General features: G+C 61.9%; 27 protein-coding genes and 1 tRNA gene. 14 read left to right on the top strand and 14 right to left on the bottom strand.

Annotation, left to right across the window (positions count from 1 at the left end):
- Positions 1 to 180: 180 nt before the first annotated feature.
- Positions 181 to 570, bottom strand: a complete 390-nt coding sequence (flgC, locus tag DQ230_RS15295) for a flagellar basal body rod protein FlgC (protein WP_113913469.1) — start codon at positions 568 to 570, stop codon at positions 181 to 183.
- 12 nt (positions 571 to 582) lie between these two features.
- Complete coding sequence (locus DQ230_RS15290; protein ID WP_338050524.1) at positions 583 to 930, bottom strand: FlgB family protein; 348 nt, start codon at positions 928 to 930, stop codon at positions 583 to 585.
- Between the two features lie 126 nt (positions 931 to 1,056).
- Between DQ230_RS15290 and DQ230_RS15285 the strand changes: the two genes are divergently transcribed.
- The gene (locus tag DQ230_RS15285) at positions 1,057 to 2,511 is read left to right on the top strand and encodes a FliI/YscN family ATPase (protein WP_113913467.1); all 1,455 of its coding nucleotides are present in this window, start codon (positions 1,057 to 1,059) and stop codon (positions 2,509 to 2,511) included.
- Positions 2,512 to 2,520: 9 nt separating this feature from the next.
- Here the strand turns inward: DQ230_RS15285 and DQ230_RS15280 are convergent.
- Positions 2,521 to 2,605, bottom strand: a tRNA-Leu gene (locus tag DQ230_RS15280).
- Positions 2,606 to 2,875: 270 nt separating this feature from the next.
- Complete coding sequence (locus DQ230_RS15275; RefSeq protein WP_113913466.1) at positions 2,876 to 3,748, bottom strand: NAD(P)H-hydrate dehydratase; 873 nt, start codon at positions 3,746 to 3,748, stop codon at positions 2,876 to 2,878.
- 225 nt (positions 3,749 to 3,973) lie between these two features.
- Here DQ230_RS15275 and DQ230_RS15270 point away from each other — a divergent pair, with 225 nt between their 5' ends.
- From DQ230_RS15270 to DQ230_RS15245, 6 genes are all read left to right on the top strand, one after another.
- Positions 3,974 to 4,312, top strand: coding sequence for a P-II family nitrogen regulator (locus DQ230_RS15270; protein ID WP_108692430.1), 339 nt, complete (start codon positions 3,974 to 3,976; stop codon positions 4,310 to 4,312).
- 29 nt (positions 4,313 to 4,341) lie between these two features.
- Positions 4,342 to 5,748, top strand: coding sequence for a type I glutamate--ammonia ligase (glnA, locus tag DQ230_RS15265; protein ID WP_113913465.1), 1,407 nt, complete (start codon positions 4,342 to 4,344; stop codon positions 5,746 to 5,748).
- 149 nt (positions 5,749 to 5,897) lie between these two features.
- Complete coding sequence (locus DQ230_RS15260) at positions 5,898 to 7,109, top strand: bifunctional alpha/beta hydrolase/OsmC family protein (RefSeq protein ID WP_113913464.1); 1,212 nt, start codon at positions 5,898 to 5,900, stop codon at positions 7,107 to 7,109.
- A gap of 73 nt (positions 7,110 to 7,182) precedes the next feature.
- A complete protein-coding gene (gene purB, locus DQ230_RS15255) occupies positions 7,183 to 8,490 on the top strand; it encodes an adenylosuccinate lyase (protein ID WP_113913463.1) in 1,308 nt (435 codons plus the stop codon).
- 139 nt (positions 8,491 to 8,629) lie between these two features.
- Positions 8,630 to 9,706 carry a flagellar motor switch protein FliG gene (locus DQ230_RS15250; RefSeq protein WP_113913462.1) on the top strand — a complete coding sequence of 359 codons (1,077 nt, stop codon included), beginning with the start codon at positions 8,630 to 8,632 and terminating at the stop codon, positions 9,704 to 9,706.
- A 106-nt stretch (positions 9,707 to 9,812) separates the two neighbouring features.
- Entirely contained in the window at positions 9,813 to 10,757 is a 945-nt protein-coding gene (locus tag DQ230_RS15245; RefSeq protein WP_113913461.1) for a lysophospholipid acyltransferase family protein, read from the top strand.
- Between the two features lie 9 nt (positions 10,758 to 10,766).
- Here the strand turns inward: DQ230_RS15245 and DQ230_RS15240 are convergent, their stop codons facing one another.
- Positions 10,767 to 11,399 carry a DUF1223 domain-containing protein gene (locus tag DQ230_RS15240; protein ID WP_275263551.1) on the bottom strand — a complete coding sequence of 211 codons (633 nt, stop codon included), beginning with the start codon at positions 11,397 to 11,399 and terminating at the stop codon, positions 10,767 to 10,769.
- A 384-nt stretch (positions 11,400 to 11,783) separates the two neighbouring features.
- Between DQ230_RS15240 and acnA the strand changes: the two genes are divergently transcribed.
- Positions 11,784 to 14,564 (top strand): aconitate hydratase AcnA, encoded by a 2,781-nt coding sequence (gene acnA, locus DQ230_RS15235; protein ID WP_113913459.1) that lies wholly within the window; start codon positions 11,784 to 11,786, stop codon positions 14,562 to 14,564.
- A 66-nt stretch (positions 14,565 to 14,630) separates the two neighbouring features.
- Here acnA and DQ230_RS15230 read toward each other — a convergent pair whose 3' ends face one another.
- From DQ230_RS15230 to yajC, 9 genes are read right to left on the bottom strand one after another with little or no spacing between them, the layout of a single operon-like run.
- Positions 14,631 to 15,170 carry a DsbE family thiol:disulfide interchange protein gene (locus tag DQ230_RS15230; protein WP_113913458.1) on the bottom strand — a complete coding sequence of 180 codons (540 nt, stop codon included), beginning with the start codon at positions 15,168 to 15,170 and terminating at the stop codon, positions 14,631 to 14,633.
- Entirely contained in the window at positions 15,163 to 15,318 is a 156-nt protein-coding gene (gene ccmD, locus DQ230_RS15225) for a heme exporter protein CcmD (RefSeq protein ID WP_113913457.1), read from the bottom strand. The genes DQ230_RS15230 and ccmD overlap by 8 nt, the downstream gene beginning before the upstream one ends.
- Complete coding sequence (locus DQ230_RS15220) at positions 15,318 to 16,049, bottom strand: heme ABC transporter permease (RefSeq protein ID WP_113913456.1); 732 nt, start codon at positions 16,047 to 16,049, stop codon at positions 15,318 to 15,320. The genes ccmD and DQ230_RS15220 overlap by 1 nt, the downstream gene beginning before the upstream one ends.
- Before the next feature lie 21 nt (positions 16,050 to 16,070).
- A complete protein-coding gene (ccmB, locus tag DQ230_RS15215) occupies positions 16,071 to 16,727 on the bottom strand; it encodes a heme exporter protein CcmB (RefSeq protein ID WP_113913455.1) in 657 nt (218 codons plus the stop codon).
- Positions 16,724 to 17,341, bottom strand: coding sequence for a heme ABC exporter ATP-binding protein CcmA (gene ccmA, locus DQ230_RS15210; protein ID WP_113913454.1), 618 nt, complete (start codon positions 17,339 to 17,341; stop codon positions 16,724 to 16,726). Before ccmA ends, ccmB begins: the two co-directional genes overlap by 4 nt.
- Before the next feature lie 47 nt (positions 17,342 to 17,388).
- Positions 17,389 to 17,742 carry an Mth938-like domain-containing protein gene (locus DQ230_RS15205; protein WP_113913453.1) on the bottom strand — a complete coding sequence of 118 codons (354 nt, stop codon included), beginning with the start codon at positions 17,740 to 17,742 and terminating at the stop codon, positions 17,389 to 17,391.
- A gap of 24 nt (positions 17,743 to 17,766) precedes the next feature.
- Complete coding sequence (locus DQ230_RS15200) at positions 17,767 to 18,519, bottom strand: sulfite exporter TauE/SafE family protein (RefSeq protein WP_113913452.1); 753 nt, start codon at positions 18,517 to 18,519, stop codon at positions 17,767 to 17,769.
- Positions 18,512 to 21,145, bottom strand: a complete 2,634-nt coding sequence (gene secD / locus DQ230_RS15195) for a protein translocase subunit SecD (protein WP_113913451.1) — start codon at positions 21,143 to 21,145, stop codon at positions 18,512 to 18,514. The genes DQ230_RS15200 and secD overlap by 8 nt, the downstream gene beginning before the upstream one ends.
- A gap of 53 nt (positions 21,146 to 21,198) precedes the next feature.
- On the bottom strand, positions 21,199 to 21,498 hold the full coding sequence (gene yajC / locus DQ230_RS15190; RefSeq protein WP_113913450.1) for a preprotein translocase subunit YajC: 300 nt from the start codon (positions 21,496 to 21,498) through the stop codon (positions 21,199 to 21,201).
- A 209-nt stretch (positions 21,499 to 21,707) separates the two neighbouring features.
- Here yajC and speB point away from each other — a divergent pair, with 209 nt between their 5' ends.
- The 6 genes from speB to DQ230_RS15160 all read left to right on the top strand — a co-directional run bounded on the left by speB (position 21,708) and on the right by DQ230_RS15160 (position 26,850).
- Positions 21,708 to 22,661 carry an agmatinase gene (speB, locus tag DQ230_RS15185; RefSeq protein WP_113913449.1) on the top strand — a complete coding sequence of 318 codons (954 nt, stop codon included), beginning with the start codon at positions 21,708 to 21,710 and terminating at the stop codon, positions 22,659 to 22,661.
- A 103-nt stretch (positions 22,662 to 22,764) separates the two neighbouring features.
- A complete protein-coding gene (locus DQ230_RS15180; RefSeq protein ID WP_113913448.1) occupies positions 22,765 to 23,508 on the top strand; it encodes an amino acid ABC transporter ATP-binding protein in 744 nt (247 codons plus the stop codon).
- Entirely contained in the window at positions 23,505 to 24,296 is a 792-nt protein-coding gene (locus DQ230_RS15175; protein WP_238987558.1) for an amino acid ABC transporter permease, read from the top strand. The genes DQ230_RS15180 and DQ230_RS15175 overlap by 4 nt, the downstream gene beginning before the upstream one ends.
- Positions 24,297 to 24,320: 24 nt before the next feature.
- Positions 24,321 to 25,160: a transporter substrate-binding domain-containing protein gene (locus DQ230_RS15170; RefSeq protein WP_113913447.1), complete on the top strand. Its 840-nt coding sequence runs from the start codon at positions 24,321 to 24,323 to the stop codon at positions 25,158 to 25,160.
- An 11-nt stretch (positions 25,161 to 25,171) separates the two neighbouring features.
- Complete coding sequence (locus DQ230_RS15165; RefSeq protein ID WP_113913446.1) at positions 25,172 to 26,044, top strand: amino acid ABC transporter permease; 873 nt, start codon at positions 25,172 to 25,174, stop codon at positions 26,042 to 26,044.
- Positions 26,045 to 26,307: 263 nt separating this feature from the next.
- Positions 26,308 to 26,850: an Arm DNA-binding domain-containing protein gene (locus DQ230_RS15160; RefSeq protein WP_113913445.1), complete on the top strand. Its 543-nt coding sequence runs from the start codon at positions 26,308 to 26,310 to the stop codon at positions 26,848 to 26,850.
- The last annotated feature ends 106 nt before the right edge of the window (positions 26,851 to 26,956 follow it).

The raw sequence follows: 26,956 nt of genomic DNA, 5'->3' as shown, positions 1-26,956 counted from the left end.
TCGTCAGCGCCGTGCTGGTCGAGATCGACGAAAAATGGGCCTCCGAAACGAAGGCCTACATCAAGTGGGAATGCCAGGATGCATGACCCCCTCTCAGCAGAATTTCCAGACCTCGGGTTGCTCAATCTTCCATTCTGGAAATCCTTTTCTATTGAAGTTCAGGTTTCTGGGTACGTTTGATTACCGGCGCAGAAGATCCATCAGGCTTGACGACATCTGCCGCGCCTGATCGAACATCTTCAGGTTGGCTTCGTAGCTGCGCTGCGCCTCGCGGGCGTCCGCCATTTCGATGACCAGCTGAACGTTCGAGCCGGCGTAATTGCCGCTTTCATCCGCCATCGGATGGGACGGGTCGTGGATCTGCTCCAGCTCGGTCTGGTCCAGATGTACGCGCCCCGCCTTGACCGCGCCCGGCGTCGTGCCGCCCATGACCGTTTCAAACGCCACGGTTTTGCGGCGGTATCCGGGCGTATCGCTGTTGGCGATATTTTCGGACACGTGGCGCAGGCGGGCGGCCTGCACCTTCAGCCCGGAGGACGACAGGGATAGAGAATCGGAAAAATCGCTCATGGATCGTCTCCTTTAACGGCGGCCTGTTGCGCTGCGCAGAACGGTGAGGGCCGATTTGTAGATCGCCAGCGAGCGGTCATGCTGCCGTTTGACATCGACGGCCTTGAGCATTTCCTGCTCCAGCGAGACAGAGTTGCCGTTCGGGTCCGTCTCGCTGTCTGCGGCGTCGCGCACCTCCACTACATAGCCGCCCGCACGTTCGCCCATATGGCCCGGCCGCGTTGCGCGCGGGGCAAAACCGCCGCCGTTTTGATAGGTTTGCGCAAAGGGCGCGATATCGCGCGCCTGATAACCGGGGGTGTCGGCATTCGCCATGTTGCGCGCCAGCACCGATTGCCGCGCGCCGGCATGCTGGCCCATTGCGTGCGCCATTTGGAAAATTTGAAGTTTCTCAAACATAAATTTTGTCTCGCTAGGTCGTCCTCAACCAAGGATTAACCGTGATTCCTTTAGAAATTGTTTCAGCGAATATTTTTGGAGGGTCGAATGGCCACAAATGATCTGGAATGCCTGGGCGCAGAGATCGCCGGACTGCATGCTGTTCATGCAATCGGCAGGGTCAGCGCCGTCACCGGCGCGACATTGGAAATCACAGGTCTGTCTGGCGCGGCGCGGCTGGGCGACCGGCTGTGCATCAGGCGCCGCGACGGGTCTGAACTATCGGGTGAGGTTTTGGGTCTGGCGCCGCAGCATATCGTCATGCTGCCCGACGGCGCGCCAACCGGTGTGGCGCTGGGCGACCGGGTATCGCTGCACGATGCGGCAACGATTGCGCCGTCAAACGGCTGGATTGGCCGCATCATCGACCCTTACGGCAAGGCGATGGATGGCCGCCCCATCATGCGCGGGGCGCATCCACGGGCGCTGCGGGCCGATCCACCGCCCCCTGCCCAGCGCAACATGCTGGGCGCGCGTCTGGAAACGGGAAGCGCGGTTTTCAACACATTTTTGCCCATTGTACGCGGCCAGCGTATCGGCCTTTTTGCGGGGTCAGGTGTCGGGAAATCCAGCCTTCTGGCCAGCCTTGCGCGCAACGTGCAGGCCGACGTGGTCGTGTTTGCGATGATCGGCGAACGCGGGCGCGAATTGCGCGATTTTGCCGAAAATGTTCTGGGTCCCGAAGGGATGGCGCGATCAATCATCGTCGCTGCCACATCGGACCAGTCGCCGCTGGTGCGTCGCCGCTGCGCCTGGACAGCGATGGCCGTCGCAGAACATTTCCGCGATCAGGGCCTTGAGGTGCTGCTGCTGGCCGATTCGATCACCCGCTTTGCCGAGGCCCATCGCGAGGTGGCGACAGCCGCCGGCGAAATGCCCAGCTTGCGGGGTTTTCCAGCATCAACGTCGCATATGATCATGTCGCTATGCGAACGGGCCGGGCCGGGCGGCACAGATCAGGGCAATATCACCGGGATTTTCAGTGTGCTGGTGGCCGGATCGGACATGGACGAACCCGTCGCAGATATTCTGCGCGGCGTGTTGGACGGGCACGTCGTCATGGATCGCGAGATTGCCGAACGGGGCCGATATCCGGCGATCAATCTGCTGCGATCCGTATCACGCAGCCTGCCACGGGCAGCCACCGATTCGGAAAACGATCTGCTTGGTCAGGCGCGCGCGCTGCTTGGGGCCTATGACCGGTCCGAAACGATGATACGTGCCGGCCTTTACGCCCAAGGCAGCGATCCGCAGCTGGATCAGGCCATCCGTATCTGGCCCGAGCTGGACCGATTTATGGCGGAAAGCGAGGCTGGCACGGCGCAGGACAGCTTTGACCGGCTGGCCTTGATCCTGCGGCGCGCGGCCAGCGCACCATCGCAAGGCCGCAAACCACAGGCGGCAAGCGGTGCGCGTCCGGTCAAGGACCCCATGCGCCCTCCAGTCAGGGGCGGCAGCCAAAACAGAGGGAACGGCGCAATCGCGCCGCAGCGTATTCACTGAATTGGGGGTTGGTGCGGGTGGAGGGACTTGAACCCCCACGCCTTGCGGCGCCAGAACCTAAATCTGGTGCGTCTACCAGTTCCGCCACACCCGCACAGCGCCGCGCGGCTCTTGAAACCTGCGGCGCAGCCTCTCCTACCGTAGCAAACCTGCCGATGCGAGAGGTAAAATGAGCATCCCAAAGCGTCAGACCGGAAATATTGAGGACAGTAACCGAATCCCGTGATGTTTTGCCTCCCGAGGATCAGCATCTGCTGGCGCGCGCAGCCTACCCGCGCGGATGATGCCGCCTTGCGCAGGGCTCAGCAGGCACCATGCCGCGCCTGGGCGGGATAACTAACGTATAAAATGACTATAGTCAGTGTTAGACACCCAATTCGGCCAGCACCGCCGGCAGCGTTTCTGGCAGGTCTTCGGCAATCAGGCCGGGCCCAACCAGCCGCGCGCAGGCTGCGTGAAGCCAGACCGCAGACTGCGCAGCATCCATCGGGGCAAGGCCCCGCGCCATCAGCCCTGCTATGAACCCCGCCAAAACATCCCCGGTCCCGGCGGTGGCCAGCCACGGCGCCGGATTGTCCTGCGCCGAATGGATTGCGCTGGCGCCGTCCGGTCCGGCAATCACCGTGTTCGGGCCTTTGAGCACGACCGTGCAACCGACCCGCGCCGCCGCTGCGCGGACCATATCGACATCGCTTTGACGTTCCGATTGCGGCCCCCGCTGTGCCAGATCCGGAAACAGCCGGGCGAATTCGCCGGCATGCGGGGTGAGTATGCAGGCCGGGTGCAGCAGCTTGAACAGCGCCGCGTCGCCACTGAGTGCCGTCAGCGCATCCGCGTCCAGAACGGTGGGTCGCGCCTGCACCGCGCCGCCCCCCAGCGCAGCGGGCATCAGCGCCGCGGCCCTGTCGACGCCCATACCCGGCCCAAGCCCAAGCGCATTGATGCGCCCGTCGCGCAAAACCGCCTCCAGGCCAGCCGAATCGGCAACCCGGACCTGCATCAGCGCAGTGATATGCGTCGCCACCTCCATCTGCGCAGAGGGCGGCACGCCCAGCGTCACCAGCCCCGCCCCGATACGCAGCGCGCCCCGCGCGGCCAGCCGCGCCGCGCCCGTTTGTCCCGCCCCACCTGAGAGCATCAACAGATGGCCGTGATCGTATTTATGGGCTTCGCCGGATTTGCGCAGCGCGGCAATACGCTCTGGCGTCATTGAAATTTGAACTGGCGCTTCGGACATATGCGGCTCCGTCAGGGTATTTTCACTGCCAGAGGGATACCACGCCGGGCACGGCGTCACGACTGCACATATCAAACTGCCTCGTTTTTGGGCGCGCTGCTTAATTTTTAGGCAGCCATGCGTTAAGTTGACCGCAAACAGCGGCTTTGCGCCCTGCCAGATTGAGCTGCGCAGGAATTCATGGTTGCAATGCCACCAGATCAGGCAACCCAAGGAGCCCCGATTGTGAAGAAAATCGAAGCGATCATCAAACCGTTCAAGCTGGACGAAGTGAAAGAGGCCCTTCAGGACGCCGGCATTCAGGGCCTGAGCGTTATCGAGGTCAAGGGTTTCGGCCGTCAAAAAGGCCATACCGAGCTGTATCGCGGCGCGGAATACGTCGTCGATTTCCTGCCCAAGGTGAAAATCGAGGTGGTGCTGGACGACGATCAGGTCGACGGCGCCATCGAGGCGATCATTGACGCCGCCAAAACCGACAAGATCGGCGATGGCAAGATCTTCGTCAGCCCGGTCGAACAGGCCATCCGCATCCGCACCGGCGAATCCGGCTCGGACGCGCTGTAACAGACACTTATTCAAGGGAAATTCAGACCATGAGCGCAGCAGACCTGCTGAATACCATCAAGGAAGAGGGCGTCGAATATGTCGACATCCGCTTTACCGATCCGCGCGGCACCTTGCAGCACGTGACCATCGCCGTCGATCTGGTGGATGAGGATTTCATCGAAGAGGGCTTCATGTTCGACGGCTCCTCCATCGCCGGCTGGAAGTCGATCGAAGCGTCGGACATGAAGCTGATGATGGACACCGATACCGCCTATATCGACCCGTTCTATGCCGAAAAGACGATCTGCGTGCATTGCAGCGTGGTGGAGCCGGACACGGGCGAGCCCTACGACCGCGACCCGCGCGGCACCGCCGAAAAGGCCGAGGCCTATCTGAAATCCTCTGGCATTGGCGACACGGCCTTCATGGGGCCGGAGGCCGAGTTTTTCCTGTTCGACGATGTGCGATTCTCCAACACCATCAACAAGGTGTCCTACGAGGTCGACGCGCAGGACGGGTCGTGGAATTCCGACACCGTTTACGAGATGGGCAATATGGGCCACCGTCCCGGCCTGAAGGGTGGCTATTTTCCGGTCAATCCCACAGATGACGCGCATGACATCCGCAGCGAAATGCTGTCGACGATGAAGCGTCTCGGCATGAAGGTAGACAAGCATCACCACGAGGTCGGCTCGTGCCAGCACGAGCTGGGCCTGGTCTTTGGTACGTTGACCAAGCAGGCCGATGAGATGATGAAGCATAAATACGTCATCCATAACGTCGCGCAGGCTTACGGCAAATCGGCCACCTTCATGCCCAAGCCGATCTATGGCGACAACGGCAGCGGGATGCATGTCAACATGTCGATCTGGAAGGACGGCAAGCCGCTGTTCGCAGGCGATAAATACGCCGATCTCAGCCAGGAGGCGCTGTGGTTCATCGGTGGCATCCTGAAACACGCCAAGTCACTGAACGGTTTCACCAACCCCACGACCAACAGCTACAAGCGGCTGGTTCCGGGGTTCGAGGCGCCCGTTCTGCTGGCCTATTCGGCGCGCAACCGCTCGGGCTGCGTGCGTATTCCATGGACCGAATCGCCCAAGGCAAAGCGGGTGGAGGCACGCTTTCCCGATCCGGCGGCTAACCCATACCTGTGCTTCTCCGCGCTGTTGATGGCCGGTCTGGACGGGATCAAGAACAAGATCGATCCGGGCGAGGCGATGGACAAGAACCTTTACGATCTGCCCGCCGAAGAGCTGAAGGGCATCCCCACGGTCTGCGGCAGTCTGCGCGAGGCGATGGAGGCGTTGCAGGCCGATCACGACTATCTGCTGGCCGGCGATGTATTCACCAAAAGCCAGATCGAGGGGTATATCGCGCTGAAAATGGCCGAGGCGCTGAAATACGACCAGACACCGCATCCGGTCGAATTTCAGATGTATTACAGCTGCTGATTTGCGCGGCTTTGCAAAATCGGAAGGAGCGGGCCACAGCGCCCGCTCTTTTCACAGGCGCGGCTTGACGTAACGAACGCGTTGCAGGGGGTGCATCCGGCACCCGATATCGCGTATCTAAAGGGGTGTGAGCCAAAAGGAGCGCCCCCATGCCTACCGAACGCCTGACATTCACCGGACACGGCGGCGCCGAGCTGGCTGCGCGGCTGGACCTGCCCGAAGGGCCGCATCTGGCCACCGCCCTTTTTGCGCATTGTTTCACCTGTTCCAAGGATATCCACGCCGCCCGCCGCATCGCGGCGCGGCTGGCGGGGGCGGGCATCGCCGTCTTGCGCTTTGATTTCACCGGGCTGGGCCATTCAGAGGGCGAGTTCGAGAACACCACGTTTACCAGCAATGTCGAGGATCTGGAGCTGGCGGCCAAGGCGCTGGAGGCGCGCGATATGGCCCCTGCCCTGCTGATCGGCCACTCGCTTGGCGGTGCGGCGGCGTTGCGCGTGGCGCGGCGGCTGGCGTCGGTGCGCGCGGTCGTCACCATCGGCGCGCCGTTCGATCCGGGCCATGTCACGCATAACTTTGCAGGCGCGCTGGACGAAATCGCCCGCAAGGGCGCCGCCGAGGTCAATCTGGGCGGCCGCCCCGTGCGCATCGGCCGCGCCTTTGTCGAGGATGTCAGCGCCGAGGCGCTGGCGCCCGAAATCGCAAAGCTCAAACGCGCGCTTCTGGTCATGCACGCACCGCGGGACGAGGTTGTGGGTATCGACAATGCCGGCGCCATTTTCAGCGCCGCGAAACACCCCAAGAGCTTTGTCACCCTGTGCGATGCCGATCACCTGATCACCCGCTTTGAGGATGCCGAATACGTTGCCGAAGTCATCGCCGCATGGGCGGCCCGCTATCTGGACCTGCGCGCCCCTGCGCCGCCCCCCGGCGCGCCCGAGGGCGTCGTGCGCGTGACCGAGGCGGACCCGGAAGGCTTCTTGCAGGACATCAATTCCGGCCCGCGCCACCACGCAGTCGCGGACGAGCCGCTGGCCTATGGCGGCACGGATCGCGGCATGTCGCCCTACGGGTTCCTGGCCGCCGGCCTTGGCGCCTGCACGTCGATGACGATCCGCATGTATGCGCGGCGCAAGGAATGGCCGCTGGACCATGTGCGCGTCGATGTCTGCCACGACAAGGTTCACGCGCAGGACGCCGGCACCGCCGGTCCGGCGAAAATCGACCAGTTCACGCGCGTCGTCTATCTGGAGGGTAACCTGACCGACGAACAGCGCGCGCGCCTGCTGGAAATCGCCGATCGCTGCCCGGTCCACCGCACGATGGAGGCGACATCGCACATTATCACCAAGGCAGGTTAGACCCGCCTGCCTTGGCATCGGGCGCAGCGCGGGATAAACCCCGCGCAACCGACGCAAACCAGAGGCTCTGCACATGATTCCCCGTTATTCCCGCCCCGAAATGGTCGCCATCTGGTCGCCCCAAACCAAATTCCGCATCTGGTACGAGATCGAGGCGCACGCCTGCGATGCCATGGCCGATCTGGGCGTGATCCCGCGCGAGAATGCCGAGGCTGTCTGGAAGGCCAAGGACGTGGAATTCGACATCGCACGCATCGACGAAATCGAGGCCGTGACAAAACACGACGTCATCGCCTTTCTCACCCATCTGGCCGAGCATGTCGGCAGCGACGCCGCGCGTTTCGTGCATCAGGGCATGACATCCTCGGACGTTTTGGACACCTGTTTCAACGTGCAGCTGGTGCGCGCCAGCGACATCCTGATCGACGACATGAAGGCGCTGCTGGCCGCCCTCAAACGCCGCGCGTTCGAGCATAAGGATACGATCCGCATCGGCCGCAGCCACGGCATCCACGCCGAGCCCACCACAATGGGCCTGACCTTCGCGCGTTTCTACGCCGAAATGGACCGCAACCTGAACCGGCTGGAAAAGGCCCGCTACGAGATCGCCACCGGCGCCATCTCCGGCGCGGTCGGCACGTTCGCCAATATCGACCCGGCGGTCGAGGAACACGTCTGTAAACAGATGGGCCTGGAGCCTGAGCCGATCAGCACGCAAGTGATTCCGCGTGACCGCCACGCCGCATTCTTTGCCGCGCTGGGCGTTGTCGCCAGCAGCATCGAGAACATCTCGATCGAGATCCGGCACATGCAGCGCACCGAGGTTCTGGAGGCCGAGGAGTTTTTCAGCGCCGGGCAAAAGGGATCGTCCGCAATGCCGCATAAACGCAACCCGGTGCTGTCGGAAAACCTGACCGGTCTTGCGCGCCTGGTGCGCATGTCCGTCGTCCCTGCCATGGAGAATGTGGCGCTGTGGCACGAGCGCGACATCTCGCACTCCTCGGTCGAGCGCAACATTGGCCCCGACACCACCATCACGCTGGATTTCGCGCTGGCGCGCCTGACAGGGCTGGTGGACAAGCTGGTGATTTATCCCGACAACATGCTGGCCAACATGAATAAATTTCGTGGTCTGGTCATGTCGCAGCGGGTTCTTCTGGCCCTGACGCAGGCCGGCGTCAGCCGCGAGGATTCCTATAAACTGGTTCAGCGCAATGCCATGAAGGTCTGGGAAGAAGGCAAGGATTTCAAGACCGAGCTTCTGGCAGATGCCGACGTCCTGAAAGCGCTGACAGCCGAAGAGATCGAAGACAAATTCGATCTGGGCTATCACACCAAACACGTCGATACGATCTTTGCCCGCGTTTTCGGGGATCAGTGATACCGCGTGTCCGGAACGAAATTGCCTGCAGCCCGCCACGTATCGTGGCGGGCTAATTTACAGAACGAAACTGCAACACTTTAGACATTTATTCACTCTTCGGGGCCTAAGGTGGGCAAAACCCTGAATGAGGGACGCAATGAACACGCCCACACCACTTGCGCGGATTGCCCCGCCGGAGCAACCCGCCACCACCGCCGCGCGTTTGAACCGTCGGCAAAAGGCCGCGATTATCGTGCGCTTTTTGATAAACGAAGGCGCGGAGGTTCCGATTTCGGATCTGCCGGATGCACTTCAAGGCACATTGACCACGCAGATGGGCTCAATGCGTTATGTGGACCGCTCAACGCTGATATCTGTCGTCACCGAATTTGCCGCCGAGCTTGAGGGGATGGGCCTGACCTTTCCGCATGGCATGGCCGGCGCGCTGACCGCATTGGATGGGCGGATCAGCCCGCAGACCGCAACGCGGCTGCGCAAGGAGGCCGGCGTGCGCCAGTTTGGTGACCCGTGGGAACAGGTCCGCGCCGCGGACCTCGATGATCTGGTGCCCATCATTCTGGCCGAAAGCACCGAGGTTGCGGCTGTCATGCTGTCCAAACTGGACGTGCCGCGCGCCGCTGAATTGCTCAGCCGCCTGCCGGGCGAAAAGGCGCGCCGCGTGACATTTGCCGTATCGCAAACAAATGCCGTGACGCCCGGCGCCGTGGACCGGATCGGCCTGTCCTTGGCGGCGCAACTGCACGACAAGCCCGAAGCCGCGTTTACCGACGGCCCCGCAAACAGAATCGGTGCCATCCTGAATTCCACCCCATCGGCCCTGCGCGATGACGTTCTGACCGGCCTTGATGCCGAAGATCAGGAATTTGCCACCCAGGTGCGGCGCGCAATCTTTACCTTCGTCAACATCCCGGCACGGGTAAACCCGATGGACATCCCCAAGGTCACGCGCGACGTGGACAATGCAACCCTTGTCACCGCACTTGCCGCTGCATCTGCTGGCGATCTGGCGACAGTAGCCGAGTTCATTCTGGAAAATTTGTCTCGCCGAATGGGCGAAGCCCTGCGCGAGGAAATGGGGGACATGGGCCGCATCAAAACCAACGACGGAGAGGAAGCGATGACACAAGTTGTCAACGCTATCCGGCGTCTGGCCGCCGCCGGGGAAATCACCCTCGTCGAGCCCGGTGATGACGATGACGAAGGAGACAGCTAGGGTCGGCCGTCCCCACTGTGCTGACCGCGACACGGCCCCGCACGCTTGTGATCATGGCACGCGCGCTTTATGTCAGCGGGACGATGGCAAACCGGCGGGGACATCCATGAAAAACGAAAATGATCCTGTCATCACGCGATTTGGCGAATTCGTCGTTAACTTACTGCTGCGCGGATTGATCGGGCTGGCAGGCCTCATGCCCTACCGCTGGCGGATACCGGCGCTTGGATGGATGACCGCACGCATTGTCGCGCCGCTTGCGGGATACACCCGGCGTGTGCGCGAGAATCTGGCCTTTGTCATGCCCGATCTGCCCGCCTCCGAGGTGCGCCGCCTGTCGCGCGCTGTGCCTGACAATGCCGGGCGCAACCTGATGGAGATGTATTCGGCCACTGAATTTTCAGCCCGCGCGCGACATTCCCCTGTCAGCGGTCCGGGCCTGCCCGTCATTGAAAAGGCGCGCGCAGAGGGGCGGCCGGTTATTTTCGTGACCGGTCACCTGGGCAGTTTCAACGCCGCGCGCGTCGCCATGGTCGAGCAGGGTTTTGAAATGGGTGTCTTCTATCGCCCGATGAAAAACCGTTATTTCAACGTGCATTACACAGACGCCATGGGCGCGCTGAGCCAGCCGATGTTTGAACAGGGTCGGCGCGGCATGATCCAGATGACAAAACACCTGCGAAGCGGCGGCGTCCTGGCGATCCTGAACGATCTGAATGCACATGGGGGCGTGCCGCTCGAGTTTTTTGGTGAACCTGCGCTGACGTCTTTGGTCACCGCCGAGCTGGCCTTGAAATTCGATGCGCCACTTGTTCCTGTCTGGGGCATCCGGCGCGACAACGGTCTGGATTTCGACATTCATGTCGAGGCCCCGATTCCGCCCGGCGATCCGGTGGAAATGACGCGCGAATTCAATGCCCGTCTGGAGGTGCAGGTGCGCAAGCATATGGACCAATGGTTTTGGATTCATAGGCGTTGGAAAGATGGCACAGGCGACATGGCCGATCTGGGCGCGGCCCGACTTACCGCGCAGCCCGATGGACCGCCGTAAAGCATCCCGTCAGTGCACCAGCGCCGCTGCCTCCACAGGGCCGAAACCCGGACGCTGAAGAATGACGACCATGGGCGCGCTGCCCTGTGTTGCGACGCGCAGCGACAATGGACTGCCCGTTTGCCAGCGTCCTATTTCCTGAATGTCTGTCACGATATTTGCGTAAGTGAACTCGTGGCCCGAATTCTCACCACCGTTTATGGCAACGGTTTGGCGCGGTATGAAGCGAACCACCTGAACAAGCAATGACCGCGTGGCGCCGGTCAGCGCCTGCGCGTTTATGACGATATCACCGCCGCTCCGCTCTGCGGCCAATGACACCGTTTGCGGCGCTGAAAGGCTGCGCGTGATAAGCTGTTTCACGTCCTCGGGCCGGTTTCCGACGATTTCATCGCGCCCGTTTATGATCATCTGGGGGGTGTAGACCATTCTGCGCCCGCCAGTATTCGCATAGCCATATTGGCGCTCCGTATGCGCAGGCTTGCCGAAAACATCGTCGAAAAGGTAATCCCAGTAATCCACATGAAACGCCAACGCGATCACGTCGTCGCGCGCTGCCAGTTCGTGCATGAAAAGGTCCGCCGGGGGACAGGACGAGCATCCTTGCGACGTGAACAGCTCGACCAATACAGGCGGTTTCACGGGACTCTCTGCCACTGCCAGCGACGGTAAGACAGCCGCGCATACCGCCACCAAAATTGCGCGTATTGAATCCATGCCGCCCCCGTTGATTACGGCCGGACGTTAGGCAGGTGCTGGCTGAAACACCAATCAAGGTTTTGTCAGCGCTTTCGTTACCGCCCGCTGCCATTTCGGTGTGCGATAGTATACAAATCAGCCCTCGGCCCTTGATAGCCGCAGGGAAATGCGGCAAAAGCAAGCAAACAGCTACGGAAATGCCTGCGGTCAAGGTTTCAGGCATTGCACCGGACACTCCGATTGCAACGAATAGCCCAACTATGACGTTTGTTCATGATATCGTAACTGCACCCTTGCATAACGCCAGTGACCCGAAAGGACAGCCAGATGCCGATCAATGTGGGACATGACTCCGCCAAGACGCGCAAGACCCTGAAATCAGGTAACCAGTCGGTTGCCTATTACTCGATCAAAGCAGCGGAGGAGGCCGGACTGGGCGATTTCAGCCGCTTGCCTGCCGCGCTCCGGGTCGTGCTGGAAAACATGCTGCGGTTCGAGGATGGCAATACCGTCACTCAGGACGACATCAAGGCATTTTCCAAATGGGCCAAGGATGGCGGGAAAAACCCGCGCGAGATCGCCTATCGCCCGGCCCGCGTGCTGATGCAGGATTTCACCGGCGTTCCGGCGGTTGTCGACCTTGCCGCGATGCGGGACGGGATCATCGCGCTCGGCGGCAAGGCGCAGCAGATCAACCCGCTGAACCCGGTCGATCTGGTTATCGACCATTCGGTCATGATCGACGAATTCGGCAATCCGCGCGCCTTCCAGATGAACGTGGACCGCGAATACGAGCGGAACATGGAGCGGTATCAGTTCCTCAAATGGGGTCAGGGCGCGTTCAACAACTTCCGCGTTGTGCCCCCCGGAACGGGGATTTGCCATCAGGTAAACCTTGAATACCTGTCTCAGACGGTGTGGACAGACACCGACCAGAACGGTGAAGAGGTCGCGTATCCCGATACCCTGGTCGGCACCGACAGCCACACCACCATGGTCAACGGCGTTGCCGTTCTGGGCTGGGGTGTTGGCGGGATCGAGGCCGAGGCCGCCATGCTTGGCCAGCCGATTTCGATGCTGATCCCCGAAGTTGTCGGGTTCGAGCTGACCGGCCAGATGACCGAAGGCACCACCGGCACCGATCTGGTGCTGAAGGTCGTCCAGATGCTGCGCGAGCGCGGCGTTGTCGGCAAGTTTGTTGAGTTTTACGGCAGCGGGCTGGATTCTCTGCCTCTCGCAGACCGCGCGACGATCGCGAACATGGCGCCCGAATATGGTGCAACCTGCGGCTTCTTCCCGATTGACAATGAGACGCTGCGCTATCTGACCAACACCGGCCGCGACAAGGACCGCGTTGCACTGGTCGAGGCATATGCCAAGGAAAACGGTCTGTGGCGCGACGACAGCTATGCACCGATTTATACCGACACCCTGCATCTGGACATGGCGCAGATCGTGTCGGCCATCTCCGGTCCCAAGCGGCCGCAGGATTACGTTGCACTGGACGCGGCGGCGACGACGTTCCGCGAATATATCAAAGGCCAGCGCGAGGGCGAAAAAGCCCCCGAAAAGCACAAGGAACGCTGGGAAAGCGAGGGTGGCCCGACCGCGCCCCGCGATATTCCCGGTGATGCAGGCCACCACCGCCGCGGCGTTGTGGCAAGCGTGAACGGTGATGATGCCTACCAGCTGCATGACGGCAGCATCGTCATCGCGTCGATCACGTCCTGCACCAATACGTCGAACCCCTATGTCATGATCGGTGCGGGGCTGGTTGCACGCAAGGCGCGCGCGCTGGGTCTGAACCGCAAGCCGTGGGTCAAAACCAGCCTTGCCCCCGGCAGCCAGGTGGTCAGCGAATATCTGGAAGCCGCGGGCCTGCAAGAAGATCTGGATGCGATCGGCTTCAACCTTGTCGGATATGGATGCACCACATGCATCGGCAACTCCGGTCCGCTTGAGCCTGAGATTTCGAAGGCGATCAACGATTTCGATCTGATCGGGGTTTCCGTTTTGTCCGGCAACCGTAACTTTGAGGGCCGCATCAGCCCCGATGTAAGGGCGAACTACCTGGCCAGCCCGCCGCTGGTTGTCGCGTACTCTCTGATTGGCGACATGAATATTGACATCGCGACCTCGCCCTTGGGTCAGGATCAGGATGGCAATGACGTCTATCTCAAGGATATCTGGCCCACCAGCACCGAGATCAATGAACTGGTTGAACAGACCGTCACGCGCGAAGCGTTCCAGTCGAAATATGCCGATGTCTTCAAAGGCGATGACAAGTGGCAGGCGGTTGAGACATCCGAGGGTGAGACATACGACTGGCCACCGGAATCGACTTATGTGCAGAATCCGCCCTATTTCCAGAATATGTCCAAGGATCCGGGCAAGATCGAGGATATCGAAAGCGCGCGCATTCTGGCCCTGCTCGGCGATATGGTGACGACAGACCACATCAGCCCGGCCGGCAGCTTCAAGGAAAGCACGCCTGCCGGACAATATCTGCGCGAGCGTCAGGTGCCGGTTCGCGAATTCAACTCCTACGGATCGCGGCGCGGCAACCACGAGGTGATGATGCGCGGCACCTTCGCCAATATCCGCATCCGCAACGAGATGCTGGATGATGTCGAGGGCGGCTATACCCTTGGGCCGGATGGCGAACAGATGTCGATCTTTGACGCCGCGATGGCGCACAAGGAGAACGACACGCCGCTGGTCATCTTTGCCGGAGAACAGTACGGCGCGGGATCCTCGCGCGACTGGGCGGCCAAGGGCACGGCCCTCTTGGGCGTTCGGGCCGTCATTGCCGAGGATTTTGAGCGTATCCACCGCTCGAACCTGGTCGGGATGGGCGTTGTGCCGTTCGAATTCACGGGCGGCGACACGCGCAAATCGCTGGGCCTGACCGGCAAGGAAAGCGTGACGATCAAAGGGCTGGGGCAAATCACGCCGCAAGCCGAAGTGCCCTGCACGATCACGATGGAGGATGGCACGACCAAGGAAATCACGCTCAAGTGCCGGATCGATACCGCGATCGAGATTGAATATGTCCAGAATGGCGGCGTGCTGAACTATGTTCTGCGCGATCTGGCCAAAGCCGTGTAACCGGCTGATCTGATAAACTGAAAACGCCCGCGGCCTGATGGCCAGCGGGCGTTTTTCGTTCTGGGCTTAGCGGCCCAGCGCCTTGTCCAGTTCGGGGCGGAAGCGCTGCTCGTAATCGCTGCCCACCAGCGGCCCGGCAAAGCGGAACAGCACGGTGCCGTCGCCATCAACGATGAATGTTTCCGGCGGCGCAGTGACGCCCCAATCAATCGCCGTCGCGCCCTTTGGGTCAAACGCCAGCGCAAAGAACGGATCGCCCTCGTTTTTCAGATAGGTGTCCGCCTGTGTGGCATCATCCTTGAAGTTGACACCGGCCACGCGAAGCCCCGCTGCATTCATTACCTCCAGCGTCGGATGCTCCGCCCGGCAAGGCGGGCACCAGCTGGCCCAGAAGTTGACGATGGTGACCTCACCCGTTCGCAGATCGGCATCGCGCAACAACGCGCGCCCCGGAAGCGGCTTTTCCGGGACCGGCGGCGCGGGCTGGCCTATGAACACCGAAGGCAGGGAGTTGGGATCGCCCCGCTGCATGCCAATGTAGAAAAGGCCCGCCAGACAGGCGAACAGCACCGGCGGCGCGATCATGAAAGGGGAAATCTTAGCCATTGCGCCGCACCCGTCCCTCGATCTGCGCCAGATCGCGCCGCATCCGGCGCGCGCGCATCACGCTGAGGGCGCACAGCACCGTCAGCAGCGCCACCGAAATCCCATAGGAAGACAGCACCGCAACAGCATATTTACCAAGTTCAGGCATCATCCCATCCTTTCACGCGCCAGCAGCGCCCGCATCCGCCGCGCCCGGATTTCCGTCTGCGTGCGCAGCAGGACCAGGGCGACGAACAGCAAGACGAACCCCGCAATGCACACCAATAGCGGCAGGTAGAAAACGTTGTCGACGTTCTCCTTTTTATCAAGGCTGAGCGACGCGCCCTGATGCAGGCCCTGGTTCCAGAACAGCACCGCATACCGGCTGAGCAGCGCGAATACCGACCCGACAAGGCACAAAACAGATGTCAGATCCGCGGCGGTGTCATCGTTTTCTATCGCCGCCCACAGGGCGATATAGCCCAGATAGAACAGCAGCAGGATCAAAAATGACGTCAGGCGCGGATCCCAGACCCACCACGTTCCCCATATCGGCTGGCCCCACAGCGCACCGGTCGCCAGTGCGATGATCGTCATTACCGCCCCTACCGGCGCAGCCGCGCGCGCCGCCAGCGCGCTGACATGATGGCGCCGCACGATCCAGACCAGCGACGCGACCAGCATCATCAGCCACGCGTTGATTGCCATCAGGGCCGCCGGGACATGCAGATAGATGATCTTGACGCTGGCGCCCTGGCGGTAATCCTCGGGCGTGAAGAAGAACCCCCAGACAAGGCCGACCACAAGGCAAAACACCGCCATTGTACCGACCCATGGCAGAACCCGGTCGGACGTTGCGATGAATTTGCGCGGATTGGCGTATTCCCAAAGCGAGGCCATGATCGTCCTTTAAAACAGTGTTTACCGCAGGTTTACCCTTACTACCGCAGCCGAAGCGAAGGGCAAGAGCGCGATAGTGCCGCAGGTGATCCCCGCCAGCATGGCCAGCGGCGGCGCATATTCCAGCCCCTCGGCGCCGCGCCGCGCCGCCTCAGCGCCGAATATCAGGGTCGGCACATAAAGCGGCAGCACCAGAAGGGACATCAGCAGGCCGCCGCGCTTGACCCCCACGGTCAGCGCGGCCCCGAACGTTCCGATCACGCTCAGCGCCGGCGTGCCCAGCGCCAGCGAGATAAGCAGCGGCGCGTATCCCGCAACTGGCAGGTTCAAAAGTACCGCCAGAAATGGCGCGGCCAGAACCAGCGGCAAGCCGGTCGTCAACCAATGCGCCAGCGCCTTGAGGCTGACCAGCGCCTCCAGCGGCAGCGGCGCCGTGGCCAACAGATCCAGCGAGCCATCCTCGTGATCCAGCGCAAAAATGCGGTCCAGCGACAAAAGGCACGCCAGCAACGCGCCCAGCCACAAGATGCCCGAGGCGATGACGCTGTGCAGATCGGCGCGCGGCCCGACGGCGAACGGCACCAGCACCACGACGATCAGAAAGAACGCCAGCCCAAGGCCAAAGCCGCCACCCGCCCGCATGGCAAGGCGCAGATCACGGATCAAAATCGCCTTCACAGGAACGCCTCGTCAAATCGGTCCAGCGCGGTCGCGCGCGCCTTGAACGGGCCGACGTCCAGCGTTTCCGCCTCCTCCAGCCGCAGCTCGATATGCGTGGCCATGATCGCCGCCCCGCCCGCGCCCAGATGCGCGCGAACTGCGGCAGCGAACAGCCCGGTGGCGTGGGTATCCAGCGACACTGTCGGCTCGTCCAGCAGCCAAACAAGGCGCTTTGCCACGATCAGCCGCGCAAGGCCAAGGCGGCGTTTTTGCCCGGCGGACAGCGCGCCTGCGGGACGGTCGGCCAGACCTTCCAGCTCATACGCGGCCATCGCCGCGTCCACATCACCGCCGCCAAAGATATCGGACCAAAAGCGCAGGTTTTCCTGCGCGGTCAGCGCGCTTTTGATGCCGTCGGCATGGCCGGCATAAACCAGCGTTTCGGCGCCGGCGGTGACACTGCCGCGCAGCGGGCGCTGAAGCCCGGCCAAGGTGCGCAGCAGCGTTGTCTTGCCCGAGCCATTGGGTCCACGCAGGATCAGCGCACGGCCCGGCGAGAGCGTGAAATTCAAGCCCTCCAGCACGGCAATTCCACCGCGCGAGACGCTCAGGTTATGGGCCGATAATGACATGCGCAACGCTTAGCGCAATCTGCGCAACGGGGGAAGACGCGCCGCGCCTATACCGGCAGAACGGCCGCGGCAACGCGCCGCCCCTCGGACAAAAGAACGTTATAAGTCCGGCAGGCGGCAGGCGAATTCATCGTCTCAACCCCGATACCTGCCGCCTCCAGCCTATCGCGCAGCGCGGGGGGGATGTGGGCAACCTCGGCGCCGGTGCCGATGAACAGCACGTCGATATCCTCCACAAGATCCAGCAAAGGCTGCGCATCCTCCAGCCCGCCCCAACTGCTGGCGCCTGTTTCCGTCACCAGCGCCGCGCCCCTGATCAGCGTGCCGGCGATGCGGAAAAATCCGGGGCCATAGCCATCAATCGGGGTTGCCTCGGCAAAGGTCATCTCGTTCAATCGCATCTCTACTCTCCTCTTGATCGCTGGTTATGACCAGACCGGCAGGCCCGTCACCACTGCCAGCGCAATTACCATCAGCGCCGCGCGGCGATACAGTCGCTCATACGCCGGATGGAACAATGCCTGACCGGCAAGCATGCTCAGGAAATAGGGCACTGCCAGTATCGCGCCCAGCCATAGAATGGAAATATCGGCAAAGCCGCGCAGCAGCAGATTGGCCGCGATCACCAGATCGAGCGCGCCCAGAAACAGGATCGTGTTGGCCCGCACCGTCTGCGCCGCGCGTCCGCCCGCCAGATAGAACAGCACCACCACCGGACCGGTCAGCCCGGTCATGCCGCCCAGAAACCCGGCAGCCGCGCCAATGGCCAGCACCAGCGGCAGTGTGATCCGGCGGTTGAAATGCCAGCCCGACATCAGCGCGATCAGCGTGCCGCCTGCAAAAATCGCAACAATCCAGCGCACCGCAGTGGCGTCCAGCGCGTCCATGACCATCAGCCCCAAAGGGACCGTCGGCAAGGCCGCCAGCACCAGCAGGGCCACCTGATTGCGGTCGGCATGGGCCCATGCGCGCGGCACCAGGGCGGCGATGCTGGCGATTTCGACCAATGCGATGATTGCGATAACATGCACCGGCGGCAGGAACATGCCCGCCACCGGCACGAAAACCAGGGCCGAGCCAAAGCCGGTAAATCCGCGCACCACCCCGGCCACGGCCAGCGTCGCGGCCAGCCACCAGCCCCCCGGCAGCGCCAACGCCGCCAGGACCGCGTCAGGCATCTACGTTCGCAAACTGAGTTCCGGCGTTGCCGTCCGGCTTGCTCCAATCGCGCTTGACGCCCAGCCACAGCAGGAAGGTCGACGCGACAAAGATCGACGAATACGTTCCCACCACAATCCCCCACATCATGGCAAAGACAAACCCACGGATCACATCCCCGCCCAGGAAATAGAGCGCAAGCAGTGCCAGCATGGTGGTAAAAGATGTCATGAACGTCCGGCTGAGCGTTTCGTTGATCGACAGGTTCAACACGTCGGCCAGCGGCATCGTCTTGTATTTACGCAGGTTTTCGCGAACACGGTCAAACACGATCACCGTATCGTTCAGCGAATACCCGACGATCGTCAACAGCGCGGCAATCGTCGCCAGATCAAATTGCAGCTGCACTTCGGAAAACACGCCTATCGTCAGAATGACATCATGCACCAGCGCCACGACCGCGCCGACGGCAAACTGCCACTCGAAGCGCAGCCAGATATAGACCAGCACCGCCCCCATCGCCAGCATGACGGCAATGGCCGCTGTCGTGATCAACTCGCCCGATACCTTTGGCCCGACGCTTTCGACGGATTTGAACTCGATATCCGGCACGACCACTTTCAGCGCGGCCTCGACCGCCGCGATGGTCTCCGGCGTGACGGATTCCACCTCGTTCTGCGCCTGAACGCGGATCATCGACACGTTCTGGTCCGGGCCAAATGTGGGATCGAACACCTCGGTGATGCTGATGTCGCCCAGCCCCAGATCCTGCATCGCGCCGCGATATTCTCCGATATCGACGGGTTGCGCGCTTTGCGTGCGGATGGTGGTGCCGCCCTTGAAATCAATGCCAAAGTTCAGACCCTGCGCAAAGAACGACACGCAGGCCACGACGATCAGCAGTGCGGACACCCCGATGGACAGCTTCCAGCGGCGGAAGAAATTGACCTTGGTATCTTGCTTGACCAACTTCAGGTAACGCCCCTGAAGAACGGTTTTGGGGCGCTTGCGCTCGAACCACATAACGGTGATCAGGCGCGTGACAAAAATCGCGGTGAATACCGAGGTCAGAATACCCAGACCCAGCGTGATGGCGAAACCGCGCACCGGGCCGCTGCCCATGGCAAACAGGATCACAGCGGTGATCAGCGTGGTGATGTTGGCGTCGACAATGGCGCTTAGCGCCTTTTCATAACCGCGTTCGATGGCGCGGGCGGCGCCCTTGGCGGTTTTCATTTCCTCGCGGATACGCTCGAAAATCAGCACGTTGGCATCCACCGCCATGCCGATGGTCAGAACGATACCCGCAATACCCGGCAGGGTCAGCGTGGCGCCAATCAGGCTGAGCAGGCCGAACACCAGCGCCACGTTGATGATGAGGGCGATATTGGCAAACAGCCCGAACAGGCCGTAACTGGCGAACATATAGACCAGAACCAGCACGAAGGCGACGATACTGGCGATCTTGCCGGCCTCGATGCTGTCGGCCCCCAGTTCCGGTCCGATCGTGCGTTCCTCCAGAAAATCCAGACCGGCGGGCAGCGCGCCGGCACGCAGCAAGACGGCCAGGTTGGTGCTTTCCTCGACGTTGAAATTGCCGGTGATGATGCCCGATCCGCCGGGAATATGGCTTTGGATCGTGGGGGCGCTGATCACCTCGTCATCCAGCACGATGGCAAAGGGGCTGCCGATATTGGCGGCGGTATAGTCCCCGAAGGCGCGCGCGCCGGTGGGATTGAACCGGAAGGACACCGCCGGGCGGCCGTTCTGGTCAAAATCAGGCTGCGCATCGACCAATTCGTCGCCAGTGACGACCGGCGCGCGCTCCAGCACATAGAACACGCCCGGCTCGTTCAGGGACGGCAGCACCTCGTTGCCCGCGCCTGCCCGCTCATCCGCCGAGGAGGCGCGGCCGACCACGGGCTGGAATGTCAGCTGGGCGGTGGTGCCGATGATGTCCTTCAGCTCGGTCGCGCTGCCGATGCCGGGGACCTGGATCAGGATGCGGTCGCTGCCCTGACGCTGAATCGTCGGCTCGCGGGTGCCGACCTCGTCAATGCGGCGGCGGATGATTTCCAGCGACTGGCGCACGGTACGTTCGTCCGTCGCGCGCTGCTCGGCCTCGGACAGGCGCACCACGATGCTGCCGCCGCGCGTTGTCACGTCGATATCGCTGGCGCCGGCGCTGGTCAGGCTGGCCACCGGGCTGGCGAGCGTGCGCACCAGCTCGGCGGCGCGCGCCACCTGTTCGGGGCGCTGGTTCAGCCGCACCACCAGTTCGGGGCCTGTCGTCGGCTCCAGCCGGATTGTGCCGACCTCGTCGCGCGCATTGCGCAGCAGATCGCGGACGGCGGGCCACATCCCTTCGATCCGGGACTGGTAGACATCCTCGACCTTGACCTCGGCCAGCAGATGCGCGCCGCCGCGCAGATCAAGGCCCAGATTGACCAGCCCGTTGGGCATCCAGTCCGGCCAGCTGTCCAGCGCGTCCTGAACCTGAGAGGGATCAACCCCCTGCTCCACGGATTTGAGCGCGTCGTTATGCGCCTCGACCCGCCCGTAAAAGCCGTTTGGCACAGCCAGAAGCACGCCAAGGGCGACGACAGCCCAGATACAAATACGTTTCCACAGATCTATCTGAAGCATGTTCGCGCCTTTTATGCAGTGCTGGCGTTATGGTGGCCGCAAGAGTGCCGAAATCAGGCCTTGGGGGTGTCGACCGCGGGTTCGGTTTTGGACAGGACTTGGGCCACGGTCGATTTGACGACGCGCACCTTGATGTTCGCGGCCAGCTCGACCTCGATCTCGTCGTCATCCTTGACCTTGGACACCTTGCCGATCAGGCCGCCCTGCGTGATCACCTGATCGCCCCGGCGCAGGTTTTCCACCATCGCGCGATGCGCCTTCAGCTTGCGCTGCTGGGGGCGGATCAAAAGGAAATACATGATCGCAAAGATCAGAATGAGGGGAATGAATTGCGCGAACGCTCCGCCTTCCATGGGGATACTCCTGTTGTCGGCGGGACCGTCCCCGCGATTTTTGCGGAACCTATGGGCGCGCTGCCCTATTTGCAAGGCGCGAAACGCGGAGCCGAGCGCAGTGAAACATCGCAATGGGCCACTATAAATCACCGCCGACATATACATCTCTGCCGCGCGATGCCCTAAACTGTGCCTTCAACGCCCCTTTTCGGCCAGAGGAATCACACATGAGCGACGCGAACCAGTTCAATCAGCCGCTGGGCGGCAACGATATGCCCCGCTTCGGCGGTGCCGGCACCATGATGCGCCTGCCCCAGCAGGCCACCGCCCAAGGGCTGGATGCCTGTTTCGTCGGCATCCCGATGGATATCGGCACCTCCAACCGCACCGGCACGCGCCATGGCCCCCGCGCCATCCGTGCCGAAAGCGCGATGATGCGGCCCTATAACATGGCCACCGGCGCCGGGCCTTTTGCCAAGATGCAGGTGGCCGATATCGGCGATGTGGCGATCAACACGTTCGATCTGAAAAAGACGGTGGATATCATCACCGCCGCCTATGACGAGATCCTGAAACATGACGTTGTGCCGCTGACCTTGGGCGGCGATCATACGCTCAGCTATCCGGTCCTGCGCAGCATTGCGAAGAAACACGGGCCGGTTGCGCTGATCCATGTCGATGCCCATTCGGACACCAATGACGAGATGTTCGGCGAAAAGATCGCCCATGGCACACCGTTCCGCCGCGCGGTCGAGGATGGTTTGCTGATCAATGACAAGGTGTTCCAGATCGGCCTGCGCGGCACCGGATACGAACCCGGCGATTTCGACTGGGGCCGCAACCAAGGCTTTACCGTCATGCAGGCCGAGGAATGCTGGCACAAATCCCTGACCCCGCTGATGGAGCAGATCCGCGCGCAGATCGGCGATGCGCCCTGCTATCTGACCTATGACATCGACAGTCTGGACCCGTCGATCGCGCCCGGCACCGGCACGATGGAAATCGGCGGCCTGACCACCATTCAGGCGCTGGAAATCATACGCGGCTGCAAGGGGCTGAACCTTGTCGGGAGCGATCTGGTCGAGGTGTCGCCGCAATATGACACGACAGGGGCCACCGCGATGATCGGCGCGAACCTGCTATACGAAATGCTGTGCGTGCTGCCCAAGGTCTGGGCCTGATCTGCGCGCATTTCGGCGGGGCGACAGATAGTTTTCTGCCCCGCCTGTTGCCTTGGCGCGAAATGCCCTACTTATCCCGGACCGAGGCAGGGACACCCGAACCATGACGCAACAGCCCGTCATCGAGGCGCATCATATCTCCAAGCATTTCGATGGCTTTCAGGCGCTGGATGATGTCAGCCTGACCGTCCATCAGGGCGAACGCGTGGTGGTGTGCGGCCCGTCCGGGTCCGGCAAATCGACGCTGATCCGCTGCTTTAACGGGCTTGAGGCGCATGACAGTGGCAAACTGATGATCGAGGGGCGAACGCTGTCGGCAGATGCGCCGCATATTCGCCAGTTGCGCCAGGATGTCGGCATGGTGTTTCAGCAGTTCAACCTGTTCCCGCATCTGAGCGTGCTGGAAAACCTGACCATCGGCCCGCGCCGCGTGCGCGGCCTGCCCCGCGCAAAGGCCGAGGCGCTGGCCCGCAAATATCTGGAGCGTGTGCGCATCCCCGAGCAGGCAGACAAGCGCCCCGATCAGCTTTCGGGCGGGCAGCAACAGCGCGTCGCCATCGCCCGCGCCCTGTGCATGGAGCCGCGCGTGATGCTGTTTGACGAACCCACATCGGCACTGGACCCCGAAATGATCGGCGAGGTGCTGGATGTCATGGTCGATCTGGCCCAAAGCGGCATGACCATGGTGGTCGTCACGCATGAGATGGGCTTTGCCCGCAAGGTAGCCGACCGCATGGTGTTCATGGAGGCGGGGCGCATTGTCGAAATTTCCCCGCCGGAGGTGTTCTTTACAAACCCGGAAACGGATCGCGCGAAACTGTTTCTTAATCAGATTCTGGGAAATTGAGACATCTGCGCCGCATCCTGAACGTGCCGGTGGTTGCCGTCGCGCTGTATCTCGCGATCATGGCCGCGATCATCTGGGCGTCCTATGCGGGCGCGCAGGGGATGGGATATAACTGGCAATGGTATCGGGTGCCGAAATATCTCTACACGCTGACCGAGGACGGGTTTCAGCCCGGCGAATTGCTGATCGGGCTGTGGGCGTCGATCCGGCTGTCAGCGGCGGCCTTTGTGCTGGCGACGCTGCTCGGCGCGCTGATCGCGGTCCTGCGTATGTCCGGGCTGGTGGTGGGCAAGGGCGTGTCGGTGATCTATCTGGAGCTGATCCGCAATATCCCGCTGCTGGTGCTGCTATACCTGTTTTATTATGTCCTCGGCCCGATCTTTGGCCTGACCCGCTGGACCGCGGCCATCCTGACGCTGGGCGTGTTCCATTCGGCGCTGATTTCGGAGATTTTCCGCGCCGGCATCAATTCGGTCGCGCAGGGCCAGTGGGAGGCGGCGGATGCCATCGGAATGAGCCGCGCACAGGCGTTCATCTATATCATCATCCCGCAATCGGTTCGCTTCATGCTGCCACCGCTGACGGGAGAGGCGGTGCATCTGATCAAATCCTCCGCCATCGTCAGCGTCATCGCGGTGGCCGAGCTGACCACTGTGGGCCGCAATATAATTTCAGACACTTACATGAGTTTTGAGATCTGGTTTACCGTGGCGGCCGTATATCTGACACTGACCCTCATCCTGTCCTTTGGCGTCTCGGCGCTGGAGCGGCGGTTCAATCCCAACTGATACGGATCTCAGGAGATTTCCCACATGTCGACCACCCGTAGAAAGGCCCTGCTTCTGGGCCTCGCCTTTGCCGCGACCACCAGCACCATCACGCAGCCCGCATTCGCGCAATCGGCCACGCAATCGCTGGCGCAGGAATCCGTGATCGAAACGATCAAGCAGGACGGCGTTCTGCGCATCGGCCTGTCTGTCTTCAAACCATGGTCGATGCGCGACAAAAACGGCGAGCTGATCGGGTTCGAGCTGGATGTCGGCCGCGCGCTGGCCGAAGATATGGGCGTCGATGTCGAATTCATCCCCACCGCATGGGACGGCATCATCCCGCAGCTGGTGTCGGGCAATTTCGACGTGATCATCTCGGGCATGTCGATCACGCCCGAGCGGAACCTGACCGTCAATTTCAGCGATCCTTACGCATTTTCCGGCCAGACCATCCTTGCCAACAAGGATCTGACAGAGGGCCTGACGCTTGAGGATTACAACAGCCCCGACGTGACGTTTTCGGCCCGCCGCGGCGCCAACCCGGCCACCGTGATCGCCAGCCTCTTCCCCGAGGCCGAGCTGCTGCTGTTCGACGAAGAGGCCGCCGCCGTACAGGAGGTTCTGAACGGCAATGCCCACGCCACCATGTTCGCCGAACCCGCCCCCTCGATCGAGGCGCGGCGCTACCCGGACAAGCTTCACGTGCCGTTTGACCGTACGTTCCTGGCCACCGGCGAAGGCTTTGCCCTGCGCAAGGGCGATCCCGATGCGCTGAACTTTTTCAACAACTGGATCGCATCCCGCACTGCCTCCGGCTGGCTGAAAGAGCGGAACGACTACTGGTTCAAGGGCGACGACTGGCAGTCCGAAGTCGCTGAATAAGGTCCCTTTGCGTGCCCTCGATCCTGCGAAATCTACGCTGGCCCGATCTGGCCATCCTCGCCATTCTGGCGGCGGGGATCGGCTATGTGGCGCTGACGATCGAGGGCACGCTCAGCTACGAATGGCGCTGGCACCTGATCCCCGACTACATCCTGCGCTGGCGCGAGGACCGGGGCGAATGGTTTGCCAACCTGTTGCTTCAGGGCCTGTTCACCACCATCCGCATCAGTATCTACGCCAGCGTTCTGGCACTGATTCTGGGTGTGGCACTCGGCATTGCGCGCTGTGCCCGCAACCTGACGGTACAGCTTCTGGCGCGTACCTACATGGAATTGCTGCGCAATATCCCGCCTGTCGTCATCATCTTCATCTTCTTTTTCTTCCTGTCACAGCAACTGATCGACGCGCTGAACCTGAACGCATGGGCGCGCGGCATCGCCCGCGGCGAAAACGCCGCCATCTGGGAATTCTTCTTTGGCGATATGCGCCGGTTCCCTTCGCTGATCTCGGGCGTCATCGTGCTGGCCCTGTTCGAAAGCGCCTTTGTCAGTGAAATCGTGCGCGCGGGTATCCAATCCACCCCCAACGGCCAGCGCGAGGCGGCGCGCGCCATCGGCATGGGGCCGGTGCAGGAAATGCGCTACATCGTCCTGCCCCAGGCAATGCGCAAGGTGACGCCGCCAATGGCAAACCAGTTCATCAGCCTGATCAAGGACAGTTCGATCATCTCCCTGATTTCGGTGCAGGATCTGACCTATAAAACAGTGGAACTGGTCGCCTCCACCCGCCTGATTTTTGAGGCATGGATCACAACAGCGGCGCTTTACTTCATCCTCTGCTTTGGCCTGTCCCTGCTGTTCAGACGTCTGGAGCGCAGGCGCTGACGAAAACGCTTGGCCACCGGAGAAGCGAATCACCTCCGCACCCTGGCTCCAAATGGTGACCCCGATTGGATTCGAACCAATAACCTGCCCCTTAGGAGTAGGGCGGCCCAGCCCCTCGTGCACCCGCCGCATCCCCCTAAACAGTAGCGTTTGCAGGCATTTGGGACTACCTTTCCCCTAGGCTGCCCGCTCCCGCCCGGATCCCCTCCCGGTTCGCTTACGGTTCGCAGGCGGGCCACCACACGGTTCGGAAGGAGCATGGAATGCCGGAGAGATTGACAGAGGCGCGGGTGAAGGCCCTCGCATTCGAGGGAAAGCCCGCCGTGGTGCCGGACGCGAAGGTGACTGGGCTCCTCGTTGCGGTCAACAAGGGAAGCAAGTCCTACAAGGTCCAGCGCGACCTATGGCAGGGACAGAGGGGGCGGCGGGTGCTGGTCAAGACCGTCCGCCACACCCTCGGCACGACCGATGAGATGACGCTTGACGAGGCCCGGACGCGCGCCGGGGCCTTGATCGAACAGATCAAGCGCGGCATCGACCCAAACGCCCCACTGCCTGACCCGGCGGCGGACGCCGGGGGATGGACCGTGCGCCGACTGTATGACGAATACATCGCGGACATGCGCGTTCGGGACTGCTCTGAACGGACAGTTGCGAGTATGGAGGACCGGCTTTCGCGCTACCTCCCCGACTGGGCGGACCTCCCCATTGCCGAGGTGCGGCGCAGCACCGCGAGGGAGGCGCACCGGCGGATAACGCGGGACCACGGTGCGCCATCCGCGAACAAGATGTCAATGAGCGTTTAAAACTGACCCCGTTTCAGCGTTTAATTTTGACCCACCTCTGGAGTGACAAAGCCCCCAGGCGGACCGCCCTCATATAGCGAGTCCGTCTGGGGGCTTTGCTTGCGAC

The organism is Roseovarius dicentrarchi (genome assembly GCF_003316635.1).
Lineage (GTDB): Bacteria > Pseudomonadota > Alphaproteobacteria > Rhodobacterales > Rhodobacteraceae > Roseovarius > Roseovarius dicentrarchi.
This window is presented reverse-complemented; position numbering and strand designations above follow the sequence as displayed.

Excerpts from the sequence above, each read along its gene's own strand:
- DQ230_RS15160 (WP_113913445.1), top strand. The coding sequence starts at position 26,308 with ATGCCGGAGAGATTGACAGAGGCGCGGGTGAAGGCCCTCGCATTCGAG.
- flgC (WP_113913469.1), bottom strand. The coding sequence starts at position 570 with ATGAGCGATTTTTCCGATTCTCTATCCCTGTCGTCCTCCGGGCTGAAG.
- yajC (WP_113913450.1), bottom strand. The coding sequence starts at position 21,498 with ATGGAAGGCGGAGCGTTCGCGCAATTCATTCCCCTCATTCTGATCTTT.
- DQ230_RS15170 (WP_113913447.1), top strand. The coding sequence starts at position 24,321 with ATGTCGACCACCCGTAGAAAGGCCCTGCTTCTGGGCCTCGCCTTTGCC.
- DQ230_RS15205 (WP_113913453.1), bottom strand. The coding sequence starts at position 17,742 with ATGCGATTGAACGAGATGACCTTTGCCGAGGCAACCCCGATTGATGGC.
- glnA (WP_113913465.1), top strand. The coding sequence starts at position 4,342 with ATGAGCGCAGCAGACCTGCTGAATACCATCAAGGAAGAGGGCGTCGAA.
- DQ230_RS15275 (WP_113913466.1), bottom strand. The coding sequence starts at position 3,748 with ATGTCCGAAGCGCCAGTTCAAATTTCAATGACGCCAGAGCGTATTGCC.
- DQ230_RS15290 (WP_338050524.1), bottom strand. The coding sequence starts at position 930 with ATGGGCCAGCATGCCGGCGCGCGGCAATCGGTGCTGGCGCGCAACATG.
- DQ230_RS15200 (WP_113913452.1), bottom strand. The coding sequence starts at position 18,519 with ATGCCTGACGCGGTCCTGGCGGCGTTGGCGCTGCCGGGGGGCTGGTGG.
- DQ230_RS15285 (WP_113913467.1), top strand. The coding sequence starts at position 1,057 with ATGGCCACAAATGATCTGGAATGCCTGGGCGCAGAGATCGCCGGACTG.
- DQ230_RS15220 (WP_113913456.1), bottom strand. The coding sequence starts at position 16,049 with ATGGCCTCGCTTTGGGAATACGCCAATCCGCGCAAATTCATCGCAACG.
- DQ230_RS15180 (WP_113913448.1), top strand. The coding sequence starts at position 22,765 with ATGACGCAACAGCCCGTCATCGAGGCGCATCATATCTCCAAGCATTTC.
- acnA (WP_113913459.1), top strand. The coding sequence starts at position 11,784 with ATGCCGATCAATGTGGGACATGACTCCGCCAAGACGCGCAAGACCCTG.
- DQ230_RS15250 (WP_113913462.1), top strand. The coding sequence starts at position 8,630 with ATGAACACGCCCACACCACTTGCGCGGATTGCCCCGCCGGAGCAACCC.
- DQ230_RS15260 (WP_113913464.1), top strand. The coding sequence starts at position 5,898 with ATGCCTACCGAACGCCTGACATTCACCGGACACGGCGGCGCCGAGCTG.
- DQ230_RS15230 (WP_113913458.1), bottom strand. The coding sequence starts at position 15,170 with ATGGCTAAGATTTCCCCTTTCATGATCGCGCCGCCGGTGCTGTTCGCC.
- speB (WP_113913449.1), top strand. The coding sequence starts at position 21,708 with ATGAGCGACGCGAACCAGTTCAATCAGCCGCTGGGCGGCAACGATATG.
- ccmA (WP_113913454.1), bottom strand. The coding sequence starts at position 17,341 with ATGTCATTATCGGCCCATAACCTGAGCGTCTCGCGCGGTGGAATTGCC.
- DQ230_RS15245 (WP_113913461.1), top strand. The coding sequence starts at position 9,813 with ATGAAAAACGAAAATGATCCTGTCATCACGCGATTTGGCGAATTCGTC.
- secD (WP_113913451.1), bottom strand. The coding sequence starts at position 21,145 with ATGCTTCAGATAGATCTGTGGAAACGTATTTGTATCTGGGCTGTCGTC.
- purB (WP_113913463.1), top strand. The coding sequence starts at position 7,183 with ATGATTCCCCGTTATTCCCGCCCCGAAATGGTCGCCATCTGGTCGCCC.
- ccmD (WP_113913457.1), bottom strand. The coding sequence starts at position 15,318 with ATGCCTGAACTTGGTAAATATGCTGTTGCGGTGCTGTCTTCCTATGGG.